Raw genomic sequence first — 18,382 nt, 5'->3', positions numbered from 1 at the left:
CGCTCAGCGCCGGAACTCGCCGACGGCGTTCTGCTCGGCTTCCCGGTACTGCCCCACCGCGTTGTCGCCAGCCTCGGCGATCTTGCGGTAGTTCGCCGCGACGTCCCGGAGGCTCTTGTCCAGTCCGGGGTCGTTGCGCACTGAGGTGTTGGGGTCACCGGACACCGGGTTCGCGACGCACACCGTCTGGCCGCCGGTGCCCTCGCGCCACCAGCGGTACTGCGTCATGAACTCGTCGCTCATCTTGCCGCCCTTGCCCAGCTTGGCGGTGAGCGAGTTGATCTCGGCGAACGCGGAGTTCAGCAGCCCATCCAGGCCGTCGGCGTGCGCGTGCATTTCGCCCATCCCGTGGGCGGTGTCCTCGATGCGCATGTCGATGCGGCCATCACCGTTGGTGTCGATCTCGCCCATGGCTACCTCCGGTCGAGTGCGTGCAGGAACGGGTCGACCCGCAGGTCGGTCGACTCGGGCGTGGCGCCGGCGGGGAGGAACTTCGCCGCCTCGGCGAACACCAGCTCCTCGGCCTGGCGGGCCGCCTGGCGAATGGTCTCGGTGATGGTGGTGGCCAGCGCGGCGGAATCGGGTGACCGGTAGATCCGGGGGTCGAGCCACACTTCGATCAGCTCGCCATTGCCGCCGACCGTGGCGCTCACCAGTCCGTCGGCGGAGTCGGCGGTCTCCTGGGTTTCGGCGATCGTTCGCCGCAGCCTCTCGACCTCCTCGGCGAGCTTCTCGTAGTCGGCGATGATGCCGAACTGGCGCGCTGTCTGGTCCACGCGGCCAGTATTGGTGGTACAGGCGGGCAGTTGATCTCGTGGCCGCATGTGGCCATGACGCGTGCGAACCGATATGCCGGCGCAGGATCGTTGGCGATGAAGCGATACGCGGCGGTGTTGAGCATCCTGGCACCGGTCCTGGCACTGATCATGGCCGGCGCCGGTCCGGCGCACGCGGCGCCGCCAGACGGCGTCTGCCACGACCCGGATCCCGGCCGGCCGACGGTGCGCGAGCGGCCGTGGGCCCAGCAGGTGCTGGATCCGCGGCTGGTGTGGCCGCACAGCCGGGGGGCCGGTGTGACGGTCGCGGTGGTCGACTCCGGTGTGGACGCTGACCATCCGCAGCTGCGGCGGGGTGGCAAGGTGTTGGCGGGTAAGGACTTCTTCGAGTCGGCGAACCTGCCGGGGAACTTCGACTGCGTGTCCCACGGCACCGGGGTGGCCGGCATCATCGCGGCGGATCCGGTGGCGGGTATCGGTTTCCACGGCGTCGCGCCGGACGCGCGGATCCTGCCGGTGCGGATCAGCGCCCAGGACATCGCGGTCAACGGCGAGTCGTTGCGGATCGATCTGGACGTGCTGGCCAGGGGGATCCGGTACGCGGTCGACGCGGGGGCCAGGGTGATCAACCTGTCCATCGCGGGGTACGCGGACTTTCCCGCGATCAGGTCGGCGGTCGGGTACGCGGTGTCCAGGGACGTGTTGGTGGTGGCCGCGGTGGGCAACGGCCAGCAGGACGGGGCCGGGGAGCTCCCGTCGTTCCCGGCGGCCTACGACGGGGTGCTCGGGGTCGGCGCGATCGACATCGACGGGGCGCGGACGTCCAGTTCACAGGTGGGGCCGTATGTCGACCTGGTCGCGCCGGGCGACGGGGTGTTGACCACGACCAGGGTGGCCGGCCACGCCTACGCCACCGGGACCAGCTATGCCGCGCCGTTCGTCTCGGCCACGGCCGCGTTGGTGCGGGCGGCCCGGCCGGAGCTGTCCGCACCGGAGGTGGCCAGGCGGCTGATCGCCACGGCGAGTCCGGCGCGTGGGGGCACGGGCAGCCACACCTACGGCGCCGGTCTGGTCAACCCGTACCGGGCGGTGACCGACGGCATGGACCTGGCGGAGCCGGCGGCGTTGCCCGCGCACACCCCGGCGGTCCCGGACCGGGCGGCGCTGGCCGAGGCCGCCTGGCACGAGCGCGCCGGCACCGTGGCCACCTGGTCCACGGTGGTGATCCTCGGGGTGATCGTGCTCGCGGTGGTGGCCGCAGTGGTCGTCCCCCGCGGCCGGCGTCGTCGCTGGCGCCCCGCCATGGCCGCACCGCTACCGACCAGACCAACGGTCATCGAACCCCCCGAACAGATGTTCCTGGTCGACCAGTGACCGCCCCAACCGCGATGTCCTTCGTCGCACTCAACGCGCTGAAGGGACGTCTTCATCGCATGGGGTGACCGATGCGGACGGCGTTGCCGCTCGGGTCGATGACCGTGAACTCCCGCAGCCCCCATGGTTTGTCCGCGATCTCGTGGAGGCGGACGGTCGGTGCGCCCGTCGCGACGCGAGCGCGGAGTTGGGCCGTCAGTTCGGGCGTGAGACCCGAGGCCGGTGCCAGGTAGCGGCAGCCGTCGCGGTCGAGTTGCGCGTGGAGATCGTCGTAGATGGCCTGGGCGTCGGTGACCCGCAGGTAGACCGTGCCGGCGGTCCGTGCCGGATCGTGGTCCTCCCAATAGGACAGATGAAGCTCGAGATCACCGCTGGCGATGATGAGGTAGCCGTCGTAGCGGCTGCGCACCTCGAAGCCGAGGCGGGCGTAGAAGGTGGCCGCCTCGTCCAGGTCGAGCACGGTCAGGATCGGGATCGCCCGCTCCTGCTGGCTGACTCTCGCCGTCGCGCCCATGGGATCGAGTCTGCCATATTGCCGACATGTACCACCTGCAGGCGGTCATCGCCGCCGAACCCGTTCTTCGTGGTCTGGCAGGCACTTTCGCGGACGTGGGCCTGGTTCCCCTTGGCCAACGCCTGTCCCTGCTGCCGATGACCGACACGCTGTTCGACGCGGTCACCGTCGCCGGATCGCCCCGGCTCGACGGGTTCTGGAAAGCACCGGCGGGGTTGGGTCGCACACTGGCCACCTGCTCGGCGAACGGCCCGGTGGCCTATGTGGAGGCCGAGTACTTCGGCGGGACGGGTGAGCAGTCGGCCATGGTGTGGGACGCCGGGCAGGTCGCCATGGGGTATCTCCACCTGGCCGAGAAGGCCCCGGTTCCCGCCGTCGGCACCCCGATCTCCCAGGCGCTGCGCCGGCTCGGGGTCAGCACGGGCGACCAGCACGACGAGTTCGCCGCGGTCGGTCTTGGCCGGCACCGCCGCACCGAGGACTGGCTGCCGGCCACGAGCTGATCAGGACTCGAGGCTGGCGAGGAAGCTCTCGGCCGCGTCCTGGACCCGGTCCCGGTCACCGGTGGCGAGCAGGTCGAGCAGCAGCCCGCGGATCGTCGCGATCACCAGGGTGGCCGTACGCGCCGCAGTCGCCGGGTCGGTGTCCGGTCCCTGCGCGGCGCACAGGGAGCCCATCCAGTCGGCGACGACATGTTCGAGGAAGCTCGAGAACTGTTGCGGCGCCTGCACAGCGCGCCCGTAGACCGCGAAGAACAGCCGGAACTCCGCTTCCCGGCGCGGATCGGAGGTTCGCGTCCAGACCACCCGCGCCGCGGTCGCCAGGTCGGGCCGCTCGCCGAGCAGGTCGTCGGTGGCGATGACGATGCGCTCCCGCAAGCGCCCGAGGATGGTCTCGAACATCCGCTCCTTGGTGCCGAAGTGGTGCACCAGCGTGTTGGTCGACACCCCGATGGCGGCGGCGACGGGCCGCCAGGTCAGCTCGGCGAACCCGTGCTCGACCGCGTAGTCGACCACCGCGTCGAGTAGTTCTGCCCGCCGCTGATGGTCGACGGGCCGTCCCGCCATCGTGGCCTCCCCGGTTCGGTGGCATCAGCTCGCCATTGATGGTACGACTGTACAAAGAATAACACCTGGAGGTCTTCCCATGCACGTCTTCGTCACCGGGGCATCCGGCTGGATCGGCCGCGGGCTGGTCCCGGACCTGATCGCCGCCGGCCACACGGTCACCGGTCTCGCCCGCTCCGACGCCGCGGCCAGGACCCTGCGGTCACTGGGGGCCGAGGTCCACTCCGGATCCCTCGACGACCTCGACGTCCTGCGCGCCGCCGCCGAGGCGGCCGACGGCGTCATCCACCTCGCGTTCGACCACGGCATCGCCTTCACCGGCGACTTCGCCGGCGCCACGAACGCCGACCGCGCGGCGATCGAAGTGTTCGGCCAGGCACTGACCGGCACCGGCAAACCGTTCGTCATCGCCTCCGGCATCCTCGGCGTACTCGGCCTGCCACCCGGAGTCCTCGCCACCGAACGCGACGGTCTGGCCGCGCCCGCCGGGGACCGCCAGGGCCCGATCAGCGGCGGCGAGGGGCGGATAGCCAACGCCCACCACACGCTCGCCCTCGCCGACCACGGGGTCCGCGCGTCGGTCGTGCGGCTCCCGCCGGCCACGCATGGCAAGGGCGACAACGGGTTCATGACCACCGCGATCGGCTTCGCCCGTGACAAGGGCGCGGCGGCCTACGTCGGCGACGGCGCCAACCGCTGGCCGTCGGTCCACCGTGACGACGCCGCGCGTCTGTTCCGCCGCGCCCTGGAGTCCGCGCCGGCCGGGTCGGTACTGCACGCGGTCGGCGACGAGGGCGTGCCGATCCGCGAGGTCGCCGAGATCTTCGCCGCGCGCCTCGACGTGCCCGCCGTGTCCGTCACCGCCGAGCAGGCAGGCGAGTACGTTGGCTGGCTCGGCGGCTTCTGGGGACTCGACTGCCCCGCCTCGGCACAACTCACCCGCGACCTACTCGACTGGCAACCGACCCGCCCGGGACTGATCGCCGATCTCAAGGAGGGCCACTACTTCACCTGAGCACGGCCGTGCGTCCTGTTCAGCCACTCTGCGAGAGCGCTGTAGTCGGCGTCGATCAGTCCCAGACGAGGATCGACACGGTGCAGCATGCCCTCGATGGTGTGCGGACACCCAGGCTCGATCGGTGTCGGCGATCTCGTCGTCAACCCGGGCGAATGACCGCCCTGCCGCCCAGTCGACGAGGGCGCGGGTCTTCCAGTGCAGTCCGGCGCGCGCGTCCTGCTCATCGAGGTCTGACGGCTCCGGCCAGGCCACGACCGACAACCGCGGCAGACCGATCCGGGGCGCGACGACTCGTAACCGAAATCCGGAATGCATGGGCAGCCCAGTTCGCCATTAGCCAGACAGCGAATGACCACTGATGAAAGGTTCGGATCGTCGATCCGGTAGCGCTTGAGCGCGGCTGTGAAGTCGGCGCACTCGACACTCGGATTGTGCCCCCGGAACTCCGTCACCAGCACACTCCGATCTAAGCAAGATCGGATATTACATTATTTCTCCCGATCTCGGTTGGTTGAATAGATATTTCGGCGGCGTATTCGGACCGGGACTCGGGCGCCTTGGACGCCGGTGCCCTTCGGTGCCGGTACCAGTGGGAACTGGGCGGCGGGCTCGTTGGGGCCGGGGAGTGTGAGCAACGCGCGCAGTACCCATACCATGCCGACGCCGGGAAGGGTTTTTCCTTGGTGGTCGAGGGTTCCGCCGTACCACCAGTGCACGTGGGTCGGGGCGAACACGTCGGTGGTTGGGCTGGTGGGCGTGCGGTAGGCGTGCGATGCGCTGTCGTTGACGAGGACGAGGACGTCGGCGCAGGCGCGCCACTGGAACACGCCGGCGAGTACTTCCGGACCGTGCCTGTCTATGCGAAATTGGTGCCACAGGAAGCCGCGCTTCGCGGCCTTCTCGATGAGTGCGTCCAGCTCGCAGACACCGGCAGGCGCGCCAAGACTCACGATCATCGTCGCGGCCCAGTACCGAATGCGCCGTAGAATTTGGCATGACTGGAGCCGCCTCGTTGTCCCGCGAGAACGCGGGACACACGGCCAGTGCCCCAATTCAGCTCCCGGGTGATCCCACTGGCGTGAAACCAACCGCGCTCCATGACTCGGGGAAGTCTCTCGCCCAGCTCCCGACTACGGACAGCCGGTTCCCGATCCCGCACTGCTCTTCGGACCTTTCGTTAATTGTTGTGGGCTATCACGTTTCCGCGATGAGTTGCTCGTACGGAATGCCGTCGCCGTAGCGGGCCGTCACTCTGCAGATCACCTTGATGCGACCCGGCCGCATCGGGTCGATCCCGTTGACCACGTTTCGCATCGTGCCTTCCGGGAAGACGTCCTCACCTATGTTGCTGCATTCTTTGGCGAGACGGCCAACGGTCCAGTTGTGGTCTTCCAACCAGGTTCGGATGCGGTCACGGTTCAGTTTGGGCATTACGGCGGAACCCTTGGTTTCATGATGGGACAGTGAAGGTGGGGCGGGTGGGGCTCGAACCCACGGCTCCGGGATTATGAGTCCCGAGCTCTGACCAGCTGAGCTACCGCCCCGTACTCCCCCGTGCGCTAACGCTTACCGGCGCAGGTCGACCTCGGAGTGCTCATCGTCGGTCCACACAAGCCGCATCGGCATCACGTGCTCAAACCGAGCCAAAGCCCTCTCCGGAGAAGTGGTGTTCGCCAACGTCGCGAACCCGGAAGTGGGATCACGACGAAAAGTGACCACTTCCTGATCACCGCAAGGACGAGTGATCGACATACCGACAGCGTAAACACTGTCCTCGCCGTCATCGACAGTTTCCAAAGTGAAGGTTCGGATATTCAAGGCGTTACTCCAAAGATAGTCGTCACATGATTTATTAATTACAGATCTGTGGCTTTTTCCACCAGCCACTCAGACGAGTCAACGTTCTATGTCAGGCATGACGTGCCGCTTGACGTTCAGCCCGCCGCACCGCGCGTCGACGACAGGCATCACACCGCGCCCGGTGCCGGTCCAGCCGGTCTTCCCAAAACACCGACCAGTGCCCAAGCGGAGGGCCGATCAGGGCGCCGATGAACACACCAACGACGAGCGTCTCGACATACTCAGCGGTGGCCATCACAACCGCCACGCACAAGGCCCAGACCTACTCAGGTCCCAATGCCCTCGACACATCATTTCGGACGCTCCTCCACCTCGACCAATGACGCGACCCGAGGTTAAGAACCGTCCGCACGCACCCCATCACAAACCTGTGATGGTCACCCGGTAGGGGCAATTCCTGCACGGAGTGCCAGCCGCCGCAGATCCGCGCTGACCGCGTCACGACGCGCCGACGCCATCAGACCAGTGATCGCCTCGCGCGCGAGCGGGCTGGTGTGCACCTGCTGCGGCGCGATCTGCTCGGCCGTCAACAGTGCCCGCACCGCGTCATCACGGGTGCGCCGATCCTGCGCCAGCGCCCGGCCGAAGTCGGCCCAGTACGCGGCCTGCCTCGACATCGGGAGCGCACGCCACTCGACCTCGCGGGCCTGTTCGGCGGCACGGCCAGCCTTGCCCAGCTCGACACCGATCGCCAGGCGCCACGTCCCCACGTTGGCTCGGCCGAAGTTCATCGTCATGGACCCCCAACTGCTGTGCGCGAGGCCAAGCTCGTCGGCGACCACACTCGCCTCCGCCAGGTGGTCCTCGGCTGTGGCGCCATCACCCTGCGCCGCCGCCGCCAGAGCCGCCGTCAGGTGCCCCATGCCCCGACTCTCCAAGCGAGCGTCCGGCATGTCGGCGGCCACGACAGCGAGCCTGTACTGCCGAGACCTCGACGCCGAGGAAAGCCACTGCGCGCGACTCCAACCGGCGACACCGAGCCACGCCGGGTCCCCGAGAACCTCGGCGGAGGCCTGCATCCGATCAGCCGCGATCAGCCCGAGGTGGCGAGCACCGAGCCTTGTCGCCACGTTGCCGGCGGTGTGGTACGCGCAGATCTGACCAACGAGCGCGGCCGAGCGGTGGGCATCGGTGCCGGCGTAGATCAGGAGGTCGTGCAGCAGACCGGGCAACATCTCGCTCTGGCCGCCGTAATCTGAGCGTGGCCGCAGGTCTGTGACCAACCGGTCCAGATCCGCTTCGACCTGCTTCCATGGCCGCGCCGGATAGTCGTCAGGGATCTCGCCTGGCCACCACTCGGTCAACACCGCCTCAACCGCCGCGAGGGAGGCGGCACGCGACACAGGATCCTCGTCCGACAGCGTGTCCAACTCAGAGACCGGCACCCGGAGCGCAGCCGCAATCGACTCCAACACCGACCTCTTGGTCACCAGCCTGTGGCCACGCTCGATCATCGACAGGTAGGACTGGGCCATCCCCGCGAGACTGGCCGTGGCGGTAACGCTCATGCCACGCCAGACCCGGATCTCGCGAATACGTCGCCCGATGTGGGCGTGCTCAATGTCCATCGGTACCACCTTCGCGGAGAACCTCTTCGCTCCCCCGGCCCGTCGGCCGGGGGCGTCCTCCGCGAAGAGGTGCGCTACCGAGGGTACCTCCGCTAAGCACTCAACATGACCAGCACACCAATCGCGCCCAGTACGAAGCTGACGCCCACGATCACCAGGACCCCGAGGGCGAGCATCCGCAGCCGATGGGTCTCGACCACCAGGTTGTACAGCAGTTGCGCCTGGGACTGCTCGTACGACCCGGCGGTGTCGATCTGTCGCTCCCACTCCGCGACACGGGGCGGCTTGTTCTGGCTGGCCTTGTACGCCCCGTAAATCTGGACTGGGCTCGTGGTGGAGTTGGGGTGAGTCATGGTCAGGTGTCGCTCCGACCTCGCGGGTTGTAACGAGCTATCAGGCCTGCACTGGTCACCAGGTGGCCTGCTGTTCGTGGTCGATGAGGGCGGAACGTCTCGACCATCGGCGGCAGGATGCAACCGCCACCGGTCGCCTGGATAGACCAGTCGAGAGCCGGGGTGTACTGGACAAGTAAGTCCGAATTGATCAGTGGTCGTAGGCGCCTGCGCGCGGTACAGGGTGCCTATCTGGACGGTTCCGCACCCTCAAAGTGAGGGGTGCGACCTGTGCCCGAGTCGAGGGGGACAGTTTGTCCCCCATGCGTCAGCTGACCAGATGCAGTTCGCGGGCAAGAGCTTTCGCGTCAGGGCGAACCGTGGTGCCGCCGTTCTCGGCGAGGTCCAGCACAGCGGATCGAGTGAACAGGTTGAACCGGCTCGTGTCTGGCGAGGTCTCAAACGCGCGCCGCAGCAGAGTCACGCTGGCGAGCGGTTCCCTCTGCTGATGGAACGCGCGCGCAGTCTCGATCATGTGGAACGACCGGCGTGTCACGGACGGGATGGAGTCGAGATCGATCCGGTCCGCCCGGAACTCCGTCACCAGCACACTCCGATCTAAGTAAGATCGCATCTTACTTAGATCGAAACTTACTTTACTGCGCGACAACCGTCACTCACTCACCGTGACGAAGGTCGATCACGAGACGGCTGCCACCCGGCTCAGGTGAGCAGTCCGCGTAGTGCGGTCGGGGTGTGTCCCAGGTGTGCGCGCACAGTTCGGCACAGGTGGGCCTGGTCGGCGAAGCCGAGGTCGGCGGCGAGGACGGCGAGGCTGGGTTCACCCGCCGCCAGCCGGTCCAGCGCGCGGGCCACGCGGACCCGGTTGCGGTAGCGGGTCAGCGATACTCCCAGTTCGTGGGTGAAGGCGCGGCTGAGCCGGTAGGACGAGACAGCCAGCAGGGTGGCGAGCGGCAGCAGGCCGGCCGCGGCGGGATGACCGTCGTTGATCGCGGCGCGGGCCTGGGCTACCAGTGCCCGGTCACCGGGGCCTGCCCGGTCGCTGTCCGGGGTGGTGGTGGCCACGACCTGTCGGACGACCGTGGCCAGCAGGGCGACCAGGCGCTCGGCCGCCGCGTGGTCGGTGTCGGCGGCGCGACTGGCGGCCAGGAGCTGCCGGTGGGCCAGGTCGAGCCTGCCGTCCACGTACAGCGATGAGCGAGCCAGCCGCGGTGCGTCGCCGGCCAGGGTGCGCCAGAGCGCGGGTGTGAGGCTGATCGAGGTGCACCGGTCGCCGCCGGTGGGATGGGCGAAGTGCTCCTCCTCGCCGGGCATCCCGAGGTAGCCGACGGTGTGGTCGAGGTCCACGCGGACACCGCGGACCCGGCGACGGAACCCGCCACCGCGCACGAGCACGAGCCGCACGTCCGCGCGCGGCTGCTCGGTCGACCAACCACGGTGATCGTCCTGGCAGTCCACCGCCGTGACGGTGAACTCCGGCCGGGTGGCGAGATCGACGAAGGAGAGCACCCGCGGAGGCTATGCGGCGGGTCCGACAGTCCCGCAAGGATCTTCAAGACCTGGGGGCGGGCTCGGGGCAGGCTCGTGCGCACCGAATCTCTCACCGAGTTCCAGGAGGAGACATGGCGTCTGTCCACAGGGAAGTTGTGGTCGAGTCCAGTGCCGAGGATGCGTGGGAGGTGATCGGCGACTTCGCCGAGGGTCCCTCGCGCATGGCACCGGGGTTCGTGCTGGACACCCAGGCCGAGGCCGACTGCCGAGTCGTCACCTTCGCCGACGGCACAGTGGTCCGGGAACGACGGGTCAGCGTCGACCACGACACGCGCCGGATCGTCTACGCGGTCCTCGACGGTGACGTTCAACACGACAACGCCTCCATGCAGGTCCTCGCCGACGGCGAGCGGCGGTGCCGGCTGGTGTGGATCCGCGACGTGCTCCCCGACGAGCTGGCCACGCCGATGGCCGAGGCCATGACGCACGGCCTGGAGGTCATCCGGCGGACCCTTGGTGACACCCACGATCGGCGGCGATCGGCGGCCCGCCGCGGCTAGTTCTTCTTGGACAGCTGGACGCGCCAGTCGCCGGTGGTGCGTTCGGGGATCACCGTGATCGTGACGGTCTCCCCGGGAGGGAAGCGTGATGCGTCGTCCTCGCCGAGGATCGCGATGCCGGATGTCCCGCCGTAGTCCCAGGAGTCCTGGTCGTGGACGACCTTGCCGTTGATCAACACCTCGAGCCGGCCCGGCGTGTTGAGTAGGGCTTCCAGATGGGACGGTCCCGGCCACACCACGTCGATCGTCTGCCGTGCGTCGGGGTCGTTCCGGTCGGCGCGAATGGTGATGTCACCTCTCGACGGCGAGAGGTCGTCGAGGTCCACCAACGTTTCCGGGCGAGACGGGAACGGGTACTCGCCGACCGGCACCGGCTCACCGATACCGATCGCGAAGTCGCCGGCGACCGTTTCGTCTGGCGGGTGAATATCCGTGGCTTTCTCGGGAAATCCGCCGGTGACATCGGCGACGCCGACGACCAGCGTGATCGCGAGAGGTTTTCCGACGACACCACCGAACTCGGCCACATCGCCGATCCCCCGGGTCGAGTTACCGCTGCAGCTGCCGGCCAGCACGTCGTGTCCGTTTACCGTGAGCATCGTGACCAGGCGTTGTCTGGCCAGTTCAGCGGAACAGTGATTGAAAACCACGAAATCATCAGATTTCGGTATGAACTGGACGGTAACCGAAGTGGTGGGCAGCTCCGCCCAGGTCTGGGCGACCAGCCGGGCACCGGTCTGGTACTCCGGGAGACTTCGGGGCGGACCGGCTGGCTCGACGGGACGCGGAAGCGCCAGGTACACAGCGCCGACCAGCGCGAGGACCACGCAGATCACGCCACTGACCGCGAGCCTGCGCCGGGTGGCCAGGACGCGGGCACGGATACCGGCCATCCGCGTCTCGTGTCCGGTGTCGTCGAGTTCCGCGCGGTCGCGGAGCACCTCGGTGAGATCGGTCAGGTTCATCGCCGACTTCCTTCCTCGGTGCGGATCGTCTCGTCCAGCCGGAGCTTGGCCAGCGCCTTGCTCGCCTGGCTCTTCACCGTGCCCACCGCGCAGCCGAGCACCTCGGCGACCTGCGCCTCGGTCATGTCCTCGTAGAACCGCAGCACCAACACCGCCCGCTGCCTGGCCGGCAATCGGCCGAGCGCCCGCCACAACCAGTCCCGCTCGTCCACCGCGTGCTGTGCTGGCCCACCGACCGACTCGGCCAGCTCGGCGGTCGGCTCCTCGCCCCGCCAGCGGCGCCGCCACCAGGTCGCGTGTGTGTTGACCATGATCCGCCGCACGTACGGCTCCGGGTCGCCGCTGACCCGCCGCCACGACCGCCACGCCTTCGCCAGCACGGTCTGCAGCAGGTCCTCCGCGTGGCCGGCGTCCCTGGTCAGGTGGTACGCCATCCGCAACAGCCGAGGCGACGCCCCGGCCACAAACTCCTCGAACCCCTCGGGTGTTCGCACCACGCCCAGCCCTCCACCTCAGCCAACTACCACTGGATACCAGCCAGGGGCCGGAGATGGTTGCCTCGGGACGGGAAAGAGACAGAACGGGCGCTGGCATCAGCGTTGATGCCAGCGCCCACGTGCGGACACGAAGAACTACATGCGTCCGATGATCCCCTTGACCGTGGCCAGCGTGTTCATCCCGTGGTCGGCGACGTTGCCGTAGCTGACGCCCTCCGCGGTCATCTGGTCGGCGTAGTCACCGGCCTGCTTCTGCGCGTACTGGTACATCTGCGCCGACTCGTCGGCCGCCTGGTCGAACCAGTCGCCGTCGCGGGTCGCCATCATGCGGTTGAGCTGGTCGCCGGCGCTCTGCGTGTGCTGGGAAGCCGTCTGCTGCAGGTCAGCTTTGGCGGTTTCCATGGTGTCGAAGACAATCTTGAACTGATCGCCACCCATCATGGCGGTCCTCCTCAGGCCGTTCCGTTGATGACCGAGCCGACGCCGTAGCTGTGCTGGGTCATCGCACCGCTCGCGGTGTTCTGCCCGTCGTAGTACGCCGACGTGGCCATCGTGTTGTTCTCCACCAGCTGCTGCAGGCGCGGCAACACGTTCGAGTTCCAGTGCGCGTCGCGCTCCTGGCCCACCGCGAAGGCGGCGTTCTGCGTGGAACCGGCGAGACCGCTCGTCGCGTTCTCCGTGTTCCGCGTGCTGTGCGCCTTGTTGAAGTCGTGCTGCTCCTGCTGACTGTGATCGGTGAAGTTCGTCAGGCTCTGCAGCGCGTCAAGGCCAACATTGACCTGCTCCATCGCCACCTCCTTCAAGTTCGCCGGTACTTTCCACTGTGGAACGCTAACCAGGACGAACCCCGGTTCGGCTGGACGGCACCTTGCTGCCATCGGCGAAGTACGGGCCTTCGATCGCGCACGATCGACCCCGTGGCGACACTCGTGGTGAGACGACCGACCAGGCGACCGGCGCCGGACATGCCAAGCGGCGAGCTGATCCTGGCCGCGCCGCCGGAGATCCCGCCACCACCGGCACGACAGTGGGCACAGCTGCTCATGGTGCTGCCGATGGTGGCCATGATGGCGGCGATGATGCTGCTGTTCTCCGGCTCCATGTCCGGGTCGATCCGCTTCGTCATCTACGGGCTGATGGGCGTCGGCATGCTCGGCATGGTCCTCATGGGACTGTTGCAGGGCGGCGGACCGAGCAAGCGGGAGATGGGGCACGCGCGCCGCAAGTACCTGCGTGACCTGGCCCAACAGCGGCTACGCCTGCGCCGCGCGGTGCGCGCCCAGCGCACCGTCATGGCCTACCTGCACCCCGATCCCACCCAGCTGTGGTGGCTCGCGGCCAGCCACCGGCTGTGGGAGCGCCGCCGCGACGACCCGGACTTCGGCGTCGCCAGGATCGGCAGTGGCGCGCTGGCCCCGGCGACCACGCTGGTCGCGCCGGACACCAAACCGCTGGAGGACCTGGAACCGCTCTCCGCGCTCGCGCTGCGCCGGTTCCTGGTCACCTACGCCACCGTCGGCCGGCTGCCGATCGCCGTGGCGGTCACCGGGTTCAACCGGATATATCTGCGCGGCGACCGGGACGCCACGCTCGGGCTCGCCCGCGCGCTGCTCGGCCAGCTCGCCACCCTGCACGCGCCGGACGACCTGCGGATCGCGGTGTGTGTCGGCGCCAACCAGCGCGCCGCGTGGGAGTGGGTCAAATGGCTGCCACACGCCCTGCATCCCGACCGCGCCGACGCGCTGGGCCCGCTGCGTCTGGTGACCGCCACCATCCCGGCGCTGGAGTCGGTCATGGAGGAGGAACTCGCCAAGCGGCCCCGGTTCGACCCGGACACCGACGTCCGGGTCGCCGGGCCGCACCTGGTGGTCGTGGTCGACGGCGGCTCGGTCGCCGGCTCCGGGCTGCTGATGACCGGCGGCGGCGTCGAAGGGGTCACCGTGCTCGACCTGACCACCGCGCCACCCCGGACGCTGGACCGCACGTCGGTGGTGCTGGCCGTCGACGCGGCCGGTCAGCTGATCAGCGAGGCCACCGACGGGGAGACCGAGCTCGGACAGGCCGACGAGTTCGACGAACCCTCCGCCGAGGGCCTGGCCCGCCAGCTCGCGCCGCTGCGGCTGACCGCCGGCATGCGCGGCGACGCCCCGATGACCACCGAGCTCGGCCTGGCCGAGTTGCTGGAACTCGGCGACCCCTACTCCTTCGACCCCCACGACACCTGGGTTCCCCGGCCCAACCGCGACCGGCTGCGGGTGCGGATCGGCATCCGCCAGGACGGCACCCCCATCGAGCTCGACCTCAAGGAGTCCGCCCAGGACGGCATGGGCCCGCACGGCCTGCTGATCGGCGCCACCGGCTCCGGCAAGTCCGAGCTGCTGCGCACCCTCGTGCTGGCGCTGGCCGCGACCCACCCTCCGAGCTCGCTGAACTTCGCCCTGGTCGACTTCAAGGGCGGCGCCACGTTCACCCGGCTGGACCGGCTGCCGCACACCAGCGCGGTGATCACCAACCTGATGGACGAACTGCACCTGGTCGACCGGATGACCGACGCCATCAACGGCGAGCTGATCCGCCGCCAGGAACTGCTGCGCGCCGCCGGCAACTTCGCCTCCCTGCGCGACTACGAGAAGGCCCGCGCCGCGGGCGCGCCACTGCCCGAGGTGCCGACGCTACTGGTGATCTGCGACGAGTTCTCCGAACTGCTGAGCGCCAAGCCGGACTTCATCGACCTGTTCGTCCAAATAGGACGAGTCGGCCGGTCGCTCGGCGTGCACCTGTTGCTGGCCAGCCAACGTCTCGAGGAAGGCCGGCTGCGCGGCCTGGAAAGCCATCTGTCCTACCGGATCGGCCTGCGCACGTTCTCCGAGCTGGAAAGCCGTGCGGTGCTCGGCATCTCGGACGCGTTCTCCCTGCCCCGCGCCCCCGGCCACGGGTTCCTCAAGACCGACAACACCCAGCTGGACCGGTTCCGCGCCGCCTATGTGTCCGGTGTGTACGAACAGCACACCGGCGACAGCGCCGACGTGGCCGCGCTGGAACAGTTGGTACTGCACGAATACACCACCGCCTACGTCGCCGCCGAGCCGGCAGCCGGCACCGAGGAACCCGAGAGGGATACCGAGGAGACCGAGGACAAGGTCGGCGAGACGCTGCTGGACATCCTGGTCGACCGGCTGACCGGCAAGGGCACCCCGGCACACCAGGTGTGGCTGCCCCCGCTGGACACGGCGGTCACCCTGGACGCGCTGATCGGCGAGCCGCGCCAGGACGCCGAGCGCGGGCTGACCGCGGTCGGGGCCACCGAGGCGGGCACGCTGCGCCCGGTGCTCGGCGTGGTCGACCGGCCATACGAGCAGCGGCGCGACCCGCTGGTGCTCGACCTGGCGGGCGCGGCCGGGCACGTGCTGGTCCTCGGCGGCCCGCAGTCGGGCAAGAGCACCGCGATCCGCACGCTGATCACCAGCCTCGCGCTCACCCACACCCCGCGCGAGGCGCAGTTCTACTGCCTGGACTTCGGCGGCGGCACGCTCGCCGCGCTCGACGCCCTGCCGCACGTCAGCGGGGTGGCCGGGCGGCTGGCCACCGGCGCGGTCCGCCGCACGGTCGCCGAGGTGGCCACCGTGCTGGCCGAGCGGGAACGCCTGTTCGCCGAGCACGGCATCGACAGCATCGTCACCTACCGCAGGCTGCGCGCGGCCGGCCGGTTCGCCGACCAGCCGCACGGCGACGTGTTCCTGGTGGTCGACGGCTGGCAGACGCTGCGCAACGAGTTCGACGGCCTGGAGGAGCTGGTCGGCGACATCGCCGCCCGCGGCCTGTCCTACGGCGTGCACGTGGTCGCCGGCTGCACCCGCGCGTTCGACCTGCGGATGAACGTGCGTGACCTGTTCACCAGCAAGCTCGAGCTGCGCATCGGCGACCCGATCGACTCGCTGATCGACCGCAAGGCCGCGATGAGCGTGCCCGCCGGCACACCGGGCAGGGGGCTGGCCATGTCCGGCCACCAGGTGCTGGTGGCGCTGCCCAGGATCGACGGCTCGGCGCGGCCAGAGGACCTCACCGACGGGCTCGGCGCGCTGGTCGACGCGGTGGCGCGGGCGTGGCCGGGAGACCGCGCGCCGAGGGTGCGGCTGCTGCCGGCCATGGTCACCGTCGACGAGCTGCCGGCCACCGACGAGCTGACCGGGCCGCTGGCCGGGTTCGCGGTCGGCATCCACGAGAAGGACCTGTCCCCGGTGCGGCTGAACTTCGCCGACGACCCGCACTTCTTCCTGCTGGCCGACACCCAGAGCGGCAAGACCGCGTTCCTGCGGCAGCTGGCCGGGCGGATATGCCGGGCGTATACCCCCGAGCAGGCACGCATCGTGCTGGTCGACCACCGGCGCGGGCTGCTCGGCGACGTCAGCGAGGAACACCTGCTCGGCTACGGCATGAACGACGCGCACAGCCGGGGCCTGCTCGCCGAGGTGGCCGACGCGATGACCAAACGGTTGCCCGGCCAGGACATCACGCCCGAGCAGCTGCGGGCGCGCAACTGGTGGCAGGGACCGCGGATCTTCGTGCTGGTGGACGACTACGACATGATCGCCACCCACAACGAGCACCCGTTGATGGCGTTGAAGCCACTGGTCGCCCAGGGCGCGGACATCGGCCTGCACGTGGTGCTCGCCCGGCGCACCGGCGGCGCCGGCCGGGGCCTGTTCGAGCCGTTCCTCGGGCGGTTGCGGGAAGTCGGCACCGCCGGGCTGATGATGTCCGGCGACCGCGACGAGGGTCCGCTGCTTGGCGGCATGCGCGCCCAGGTGCTGCCGCCCGGCCGGGGCTGGCTGGTGGATCGCCGGGGCAGCAAGGAGTTCGTGCAACTGGCCTGGCAGCCGTCGGTGGCCGGTTGAGGCCAGTCCGGCATTTCGCCACCCGGACGTGTTTGGCTTTCCGCAGTCGGATTGGAGTGCACATGAGTGACAAAGTCGATGCGGACCACGAGCGGATGGTCGAGCTCTTTCGGGTCGACATACCGGTTTTCAGCGGCGACGTCACCCGGGTCGCACCGGAACGGGGCTGCGCCGAGGGCGTGCTCGACTGCGCGAGCCTGATCAGGACCGAACAGGCCGTCACCGACCGACTGCACCGGTTCCTCACCCACCTGGCGCAGGGGATCAGCGGATACCAGCAGATGGTCCGGGACGCCGCGCGGACCTACGCGGACGGCGCCGACCGCAGCCGCCAGGAGCTGACCACCCTGGTCAAGGAGCAGATCACCACGGCGGGCGCCTACGATCCCCGGTCGAACCTGCCCGAGTACGCCCCGGGATTCGACCGGCCGGCACCCGCACCGCAGGCACCCTGATGGGCAGCCGTTACGACCTGGAACTCCCGCACCGGCAGGTAAGGCGCCTGGAAGCGGAACGCGCGCACATCGCCAGGTTCAACGACGTCGCGCGGCAGTGGACCGCCGCCGCGCAGATCGTCAACGACACCAGGGACAAACTGCACCACTACACGGAGAATCTGCGCAACAACGCGTGGTTCGACCAGGCGGCCGACGATTTCAAGGCACGCGTCGACCGGAGCCTCACGACGCTCGACACCTGGCGGGACGCGTTCGACGAGAACCTGCACCGGTTGCAGACCCTGTTGCACACCCTCGGTTTCGACTTCGCGGACATCTATCGCAACGTGTGCCGGGAACGCGACGACTACGAGCGCGAGGTGTACGCGAACGGCCAGGCCGACCCGCGCCCGTACCAGGAGCGCGCTGGCGCGCAGACCGCGCGGCTGGACTCCTACTACTCGGCCATCAACTGGGTCCTGATCTGTCTCGGCTCCGGCTCGGCGTGGGACGGGCCGAGGGCGGCGTTGCCCGGACCAAGCGACGCCCCACCCGGGTCGCCTGTCGGTTCCCCGGCAGGCGGCCCGGCAGGCGGCCCCGCCGGCCCCGGCTCCCCCCAGACGCCCGGCACGCCGGAAGCCGCGACCGTGCCCGACCCGGGCGCGCCCGAACAGCCGGCCACGCCGGGAGAACCGCAGCAGGCGACCGACCCGCTCGGCACGGCGGCCAGCGCCCTGCAGGCGGCGCAGGGATTGCTCGGCGGCGGCGGCCCTCAGGTGCCCACCCCGATCGGTCTCGACCCGATCGGTCTCGACGGCTTTCACGCCAACGAGATCCCGTACGCCCAGTACGCGCCGCCCTACGGGAACCCGGCGCTGGCCGGCCTGGACGTCGGCGCCGGCGGCGGCCCCGGGGTCGGTGGTCCCGCGATCGGGGGCGGGGCCACCGCCGGCACGGCCGTCGCCAGCCCCGGCACCGGTGGCCCCAGCGGCGCCGGCACCGCCCCG

General features: G+C 69.3%; 21 protein-coding genes, 1 tRNA gene and 1 pseudogene. 7 read left to right on the top strand and 16 right to left on the bottom strand.

The features are described from left to right. Positions 1 to 3: 3 nt before the first annotated feature. Positions 4 to 411 carry a hypothetical protein gene (locus tag ACYVIP_RS39355; RefSeq protein ID WP_460406011.1) on the bottom strand — a complete coding sequence of 136 codons (408 nt, stop codon included), beginning with the start codon at positions 409 to 411 and terminating at the stop codon, positions 4 to 6. 2 nt (positions 412 to 413) lie between these two features. Continuing rightward, positions 414 to 776 (bottom strand): YbaB/EbfC family nucleoid-associated protein, encoded by a 363-nt coding sequence (locus ACYVIP_RS39350; protein ID WP_460406009.1) that lies wholly within the window; start codon positions 774 to 776, stop codon positions 414 to 416. A gap of 96 nt (positions 777 to 872) precedes the next feature. Here ACYVIP_RS39350 and mycP point away from each other — a divergent pair, with 96 nt between their 5' ends. Then, positions 873 to 2,150 carry a type VII secretion-associated serine protease mycosin gene (gene mycP, locus ACYVIP_RS39345; RefSeq protein ID WP_460406007.1) on the top strand — a complete coding sequence of 426 codons (1,278 nt, stop codon included), beginning with the start codon at positions 873 to 875 and terminating at the stop codon, positions 2,148 to 2,150. A gap of 52 nt (positions 2,151 to 2,202) precedes the next feature. Here the strand turns inward: mycP and ACYVIP_RS39340 are convergent, their stop codons facing one another. Continuing rightward, positions 2,203 to 2,664 (bottom strand): bleomycin resistance protein, encoded by a 462-nt coding sequence (locus tag ACYVIP_RS39340; RefSeq protein WP_460406005.1) that lies wholly within the window; start codon positions 2,662 to 2,664, stop codon positions 2,203 to 2,205. 26 nt (positions 2,665 to 2,690) lie between these two features. On the opposite strand from ACYVIP_RS39340, the gene ACYVIP_RS39335 reads away from it, so the two are divergent. Then, a complete protein-coding gene (locus tag ACYVIP_RS39335; RefSeq protein WP_460406003.1) occupies positions 2,691 to 3,167 on the top strand; it encodes a hypothetical protein in 477 nt (158 codons plus the stop codon). On the opposite strand, the gene ACYVIP_RS39330 is transcribed toward ACYVIP_RS39335, so the two are convergent. Next, positions 3,168 to 3,731 carry a TetR/AcrR family transcriptional regulator gene (locus tag ACYVIP_RS39330; RefSeq protein WP_460406001.1) on the bottom strand — a complete coding sequence of 188 codons (564 nt, stop codon included), beginning with the start codon at positions 3,729 to 3,731 and terminating at the stop codon, positions 3,168 to 3,170. A 79-nt stretch (positions 3,732 to 3,810) separates the two neighbouring features. On the opposite strand from ACYVIP_RS39330, the gene ACYVIP_RS39325 reads away from it, so the two are divergent. Next, a complete protein-coding gene (locus tag ACYVIP_RS39325; RefSeq protein WP_460405999.1) occupies positions 3,811 to 4,746 on the top strand; it encodes an SDR family oxidoreductase in 936 nt (311 codons plus the stop codon). Between the two features lie 491 nt (positions 4,747 to 5,237). Here the strand turns inward: ACYVIP_RS39325 and ACYVIP_RS39320 are convergent, their stop codons facing one another. From ACYVIP_RS39320 to ACYVIP_RS39285, 8 genes are all read right to left on the bottom strand, one after another. Further along, positions 5,238 to 5,705 (bottom strand): hypothetical protein, encoded by a 468-nt coding sequence (locus ACYVIP_RS39320; RefSeq protein WP_460405997.1) that lies wholly within the window; start codon positions 5,703 to 5,705, stop codon positions 5,238 to 5,240. A 238-nt stretch (positions 5,706 to 5,943) separates the two neighbouring features. Then, positions 5,944 to 6,180, bottom strand: a complete 237-nt coding sequence (locus tag ACYVIP_RS39315; protein WP_460405995.1) for a hypothetical protein — start codon at positions 6,178 to 6,180, stop codon at positions 5,944 to 5,946. Positions 6,181 to 6,219: 39 nt separating this feature from the next. Continuing rightward, positions 6,220 to 6,293: transfer RNA gene (locus tag ACYVIP_RS39310), tRNA-Ile, on the bottom strand. Positions 6,294 to 6,658: 365 nt separating this feature from the next. Beyond that, positions 6,659 to 6,844 carry a hypothetical protein gene (locus ACYVIP_RS39305; protein ID WP_460405993.1) on the bottom strand — a complete coding sequence of 62 codons (186 nt, stop codon included), beginning with the start codon at positions 6,842 to 6,844 and terminating at the stop codon, positions 6,659 to 6,661. A gap of 142 nt (positions 6,845 to 6,986) precedes the next feature. After that, positions 6,987 to 8,177: a helix-turn-helix domain-containing protein gene (locus ACYVIP_RS39300; protein ID WP_460405991.1), complete on the bottom strand. Its 1,191-nt coding sequence runs from the start codon at positions 8,175 to 8,177 to the stop codon at positions 6,987 to 6,989. A 92-nt stretch (positions 8,178 to 8,269) separates the two neighbouring features. Beyond that, positions 8,270 to 8,530 (bottom strand): hypothetical protein, encoded by a 261-nt coding sequence (locus tag ACYVIP_RS39295; RefSeq protein WP_460405989.1) that lies wholly within the window; start codon positions 8,528 to 8,530, stop codon positions 8,270 to 8,272. A 307-nt stretch (positions 8,531 to 8,837) separates the two neighbouring features. Then, positions 8,838 to 9,119 carry a hypothetical protein gene (locus tag ACYVIP_RS39290; protein WP_460405987.1) on the bottom strand — a complete coding sequence of 94 codons (282 nt, stop codon included), beginning with the start codon at positions 9,117 to 9,119 and terminating at the stop codon, positions 8,838 to 8,840. A 113-nt stretch (positions 9,120 to 9,232) separates the two neighbouring features. Beyond that, a complete protein-coding gene (locus ACYVIP_RS39285) occupies positions 9,233 to 10,039 on the bottom strand; it encodes an AraC family transcriptional regulator (RefSeq protein ID WP_460405985.1) in 807 nt (268 codons plus the stop codon). A 113-nt stretch (positions 10,040 to 10,152) separates the two neighbouring features. Here ACYVIP_RS39285 and ACYVIP_RS39280 point away from each other — a divergent pair, with 113 nt between their 5' ends. Continuing rightward, positions 10,153 to 10,581, top strand: a complete 429-nt coding sequence (locus tag ACYVIP_RS39280) for an SRPBCC family protein (RefSeq protein WP_460405983.1) — start codon at positions 10,153 to 10,155, stop codon at positions 10,579 to 10,581. Here ACYVIP_RS39280 and ACYVIP_RS39275 read toward each other — a convergent pair. The 4 genes from ACYVIP_RS39275 to ACYVIP_RS39260 form a co-directional block, all read right to left on the bottom strand. Beyond that, positions 10,578 to 11,408 (bottom strand): hypothetical protein, encoded by an 831-nt coding sequence (locus ACYVIP_RS39275; protein WP_460405981.1) that lies wholly within the window; start codon positions 11,406 to 11,408, stop codon positions 10,578 to 10,580. The genes ACYVIP_RS39280 and ACYVIP_RS39275 overlap by 4 nt on opposite strands. A gap of 134 nt (positions 11,409 to 11,542) precedes the next feature. Further along, positions 11,543 to 12,043, bottom strand: coding sequence for a SigE family RNA polymerase sigma factor (locus ACYVIP_RS39270; protein ID WP_460405979.1), 501 nt, complete (start codon positions 12,041 to 12,043; stop codon positions 11,543 to 11,545). Between the two features lie 135 nt (positions 12,044 to 12,178). After that, positions 12,179 to 12,484, bottom strand: coding sequence for a hypothetical protein (locus ACYVIP_RS39265; protein WP_460405977.1), 306 nt, complete (start codon positions 12,482 to 12,484; stop codon positions 12,179 to 12,181). An 11-nt stretch (positions 12,485 to 12,495) separates the two neighbouring features. Next, the gene (locus ACYVIP_RS39260; RefSeq protein WP_460405975.1) at positions 12,496 to 12,831 is read right to left on the bottom strand and encodes a hypothetical protein; all 336 of its coding nucleotides are present in this window, start codon (positions 12,829 to 12,831) and stop codon (positions 12,496 to 12,498) included. A gap of 129 nt (positions 12,832 to 12,960) precedes the next feature. On the opposite strand from ACYVIP_RS39260, the gene eccCa reads away from it, so the two are divergent. The 3 genes and pseudogenes from eccCa to ACYVIP_RS39245 form a co-directional block, all read left to right on the top strand. After that, complete coding sequence (gene eccCa, locus ACYVIP_RS39255; protein ID WP_460405973.1) at positions 12,961 to 16,938, top strand: type VII secretion protein EccCa; 3,978 nt, start codon at positions 12,961 to 12,963, stop codon at positions 16,936 to 16,938. Positions 16,939 to 17,000: 62 nt separating this feature from the next. Next, positions 17,001 to 17,393 carry a hypothetical protein gene (locus tag ACYVIP_RS39250; RefSeq protein WP_460405971.1) on the top strand — a complete coding sequence of 131 codons (393 nt, stop codon included), beginning with the start codon at positions 17,001 to 17,003 and terminating at the stop codon, positions 17,391 to 17,393. Next, positions 17,393 to 18,382, top strand: a pseudogene (locus ACYVIP_RS39245) (hypothetical protein); the annotation flags it as partial. The gene ACYVIP_RS39250 and the pseudogene ACYVIP_RS39245, both read left to right, overlap by 1 nt.

The sequence above is a fragment of the Actinophytocola sediminis genome (genome assembly GCF_054779715.1).
Note: the sequence above shows the minus strand (reverse complement) of the source record. Positions and strands in the feature narration are given on the sequence as shown.

Excerpts from the sequence above, each read along its gene's own strand:
- ACYVIP_RS39335 (WP_460406003.1), top strand. The coding sequence starts at position 2,691 with ATGTACCACCTGCAGGCGGTCATCGCCGCCGAACCCGTTCTTCGTGGT.
- mycP (WP_460406007.1), top strand. The coding sequence starts at position 873 with ATGAAGCGATACGCGGCGGTGTTGAGCATCCTGGCACCGGTCCTGGCA.
- ACYVIP_RS39315 (WP_460405995.1), bottom strand. The coding sequence starts at position 6,180 with ATGCCCAAACTGAACCGTGACCGCATCCGAACCTGGTTGGAAGACCAC.
- ACYVIP_RS39340 (WP_460406005.1), bottom strand. The coding sequence starts at position 2,664 with ATGGGCGCGACGGCGAGAGTCAGCCAGCAGGAGCGGGCGATCCCGATC.
- ACYVIP_RS39300 (WP_460405991.1), bottom strand. The coding sequence starts at position 8,177 with ATGGACATTGAGCACGCCCACATCGGGCGACGTATTCGCGAGATCCGG.
- ACYVIP_RS39305 (WP_460405993.1), bottom strand. The coding sequence starts at position 6,844 with ATGGCCACCGCTGAGTATGTCGAGACGCTCGTCGTTGGTGTGTTCATC.
- ACYVIP_RS39325 (WP_460405999.1), top strand. The coding sequence starts at position 3,811 with ATGCACGTCTTCGTCACCGGGGCATCCGGCTGGATCGGCCGCGGGCTG.
- ACYVIP_RS39265 (WP_460405977.1), bottom strand. The coding sequence starts at position 12,484 with ATGATGGGTGGCGATCAGTTCAAGATTGTCTTCGACACCATGGAAACC.
- ACYVIP_RS39280 (WP_460405983.1), top strand. The coding sequence starts at position 10,153 with ATGGCGTCTGTCCACAGGGAAGTTGTGGTCGAGTCCAGTGCCGAGGAT.
- ACYVIP_RS39330 (WP_460406001.1), bottom strand. The coding sequence starts at position 3,731 with ATGGCGGGACGGCCCGTCGACCATCAGCGGCGGGCAGAACTACTCGAC.
- ACYVIP_RS39355 (WP_460406011.1), bottom strand. The coding sequence starts at position 411 with ATGGGCGAGATCGACACCAACGGTGATGGCCGCATCGACATGCGCATC.
- ACYVIP_RS39260 (WP_460405975.1), bottom strand. The coding sequence starts at position 12,831 with ATGGAGCAGGTCAATGTTGGCCTTGACGCGCTGCAGAGCCTGACGAAC.
- ACYVIP_RS39250 (WP_460405971.1), top strand. The coding sequence starts at position 17,001 with ATGAGTGACAAAGTCGATGCGGACCACGAGCGGATGGTCGAGCTCTTT.
- ACYVIP_RS39295 (WP_460405989.1), bottom strand. The coding sequence starts at position 8,530 with ATGACTCACCCCAACTCCACCACGAGCCCAGTCCAGATTTACGGGGCG.
- ACYVIP_RS39320 (WP_460405997.1), bottom strand. The coding sequence starts at position 5,705 with ATGATCGTGAGTCTTGGCGCGCCTGCCGGTGTCTGCGAGCTGGACGCA.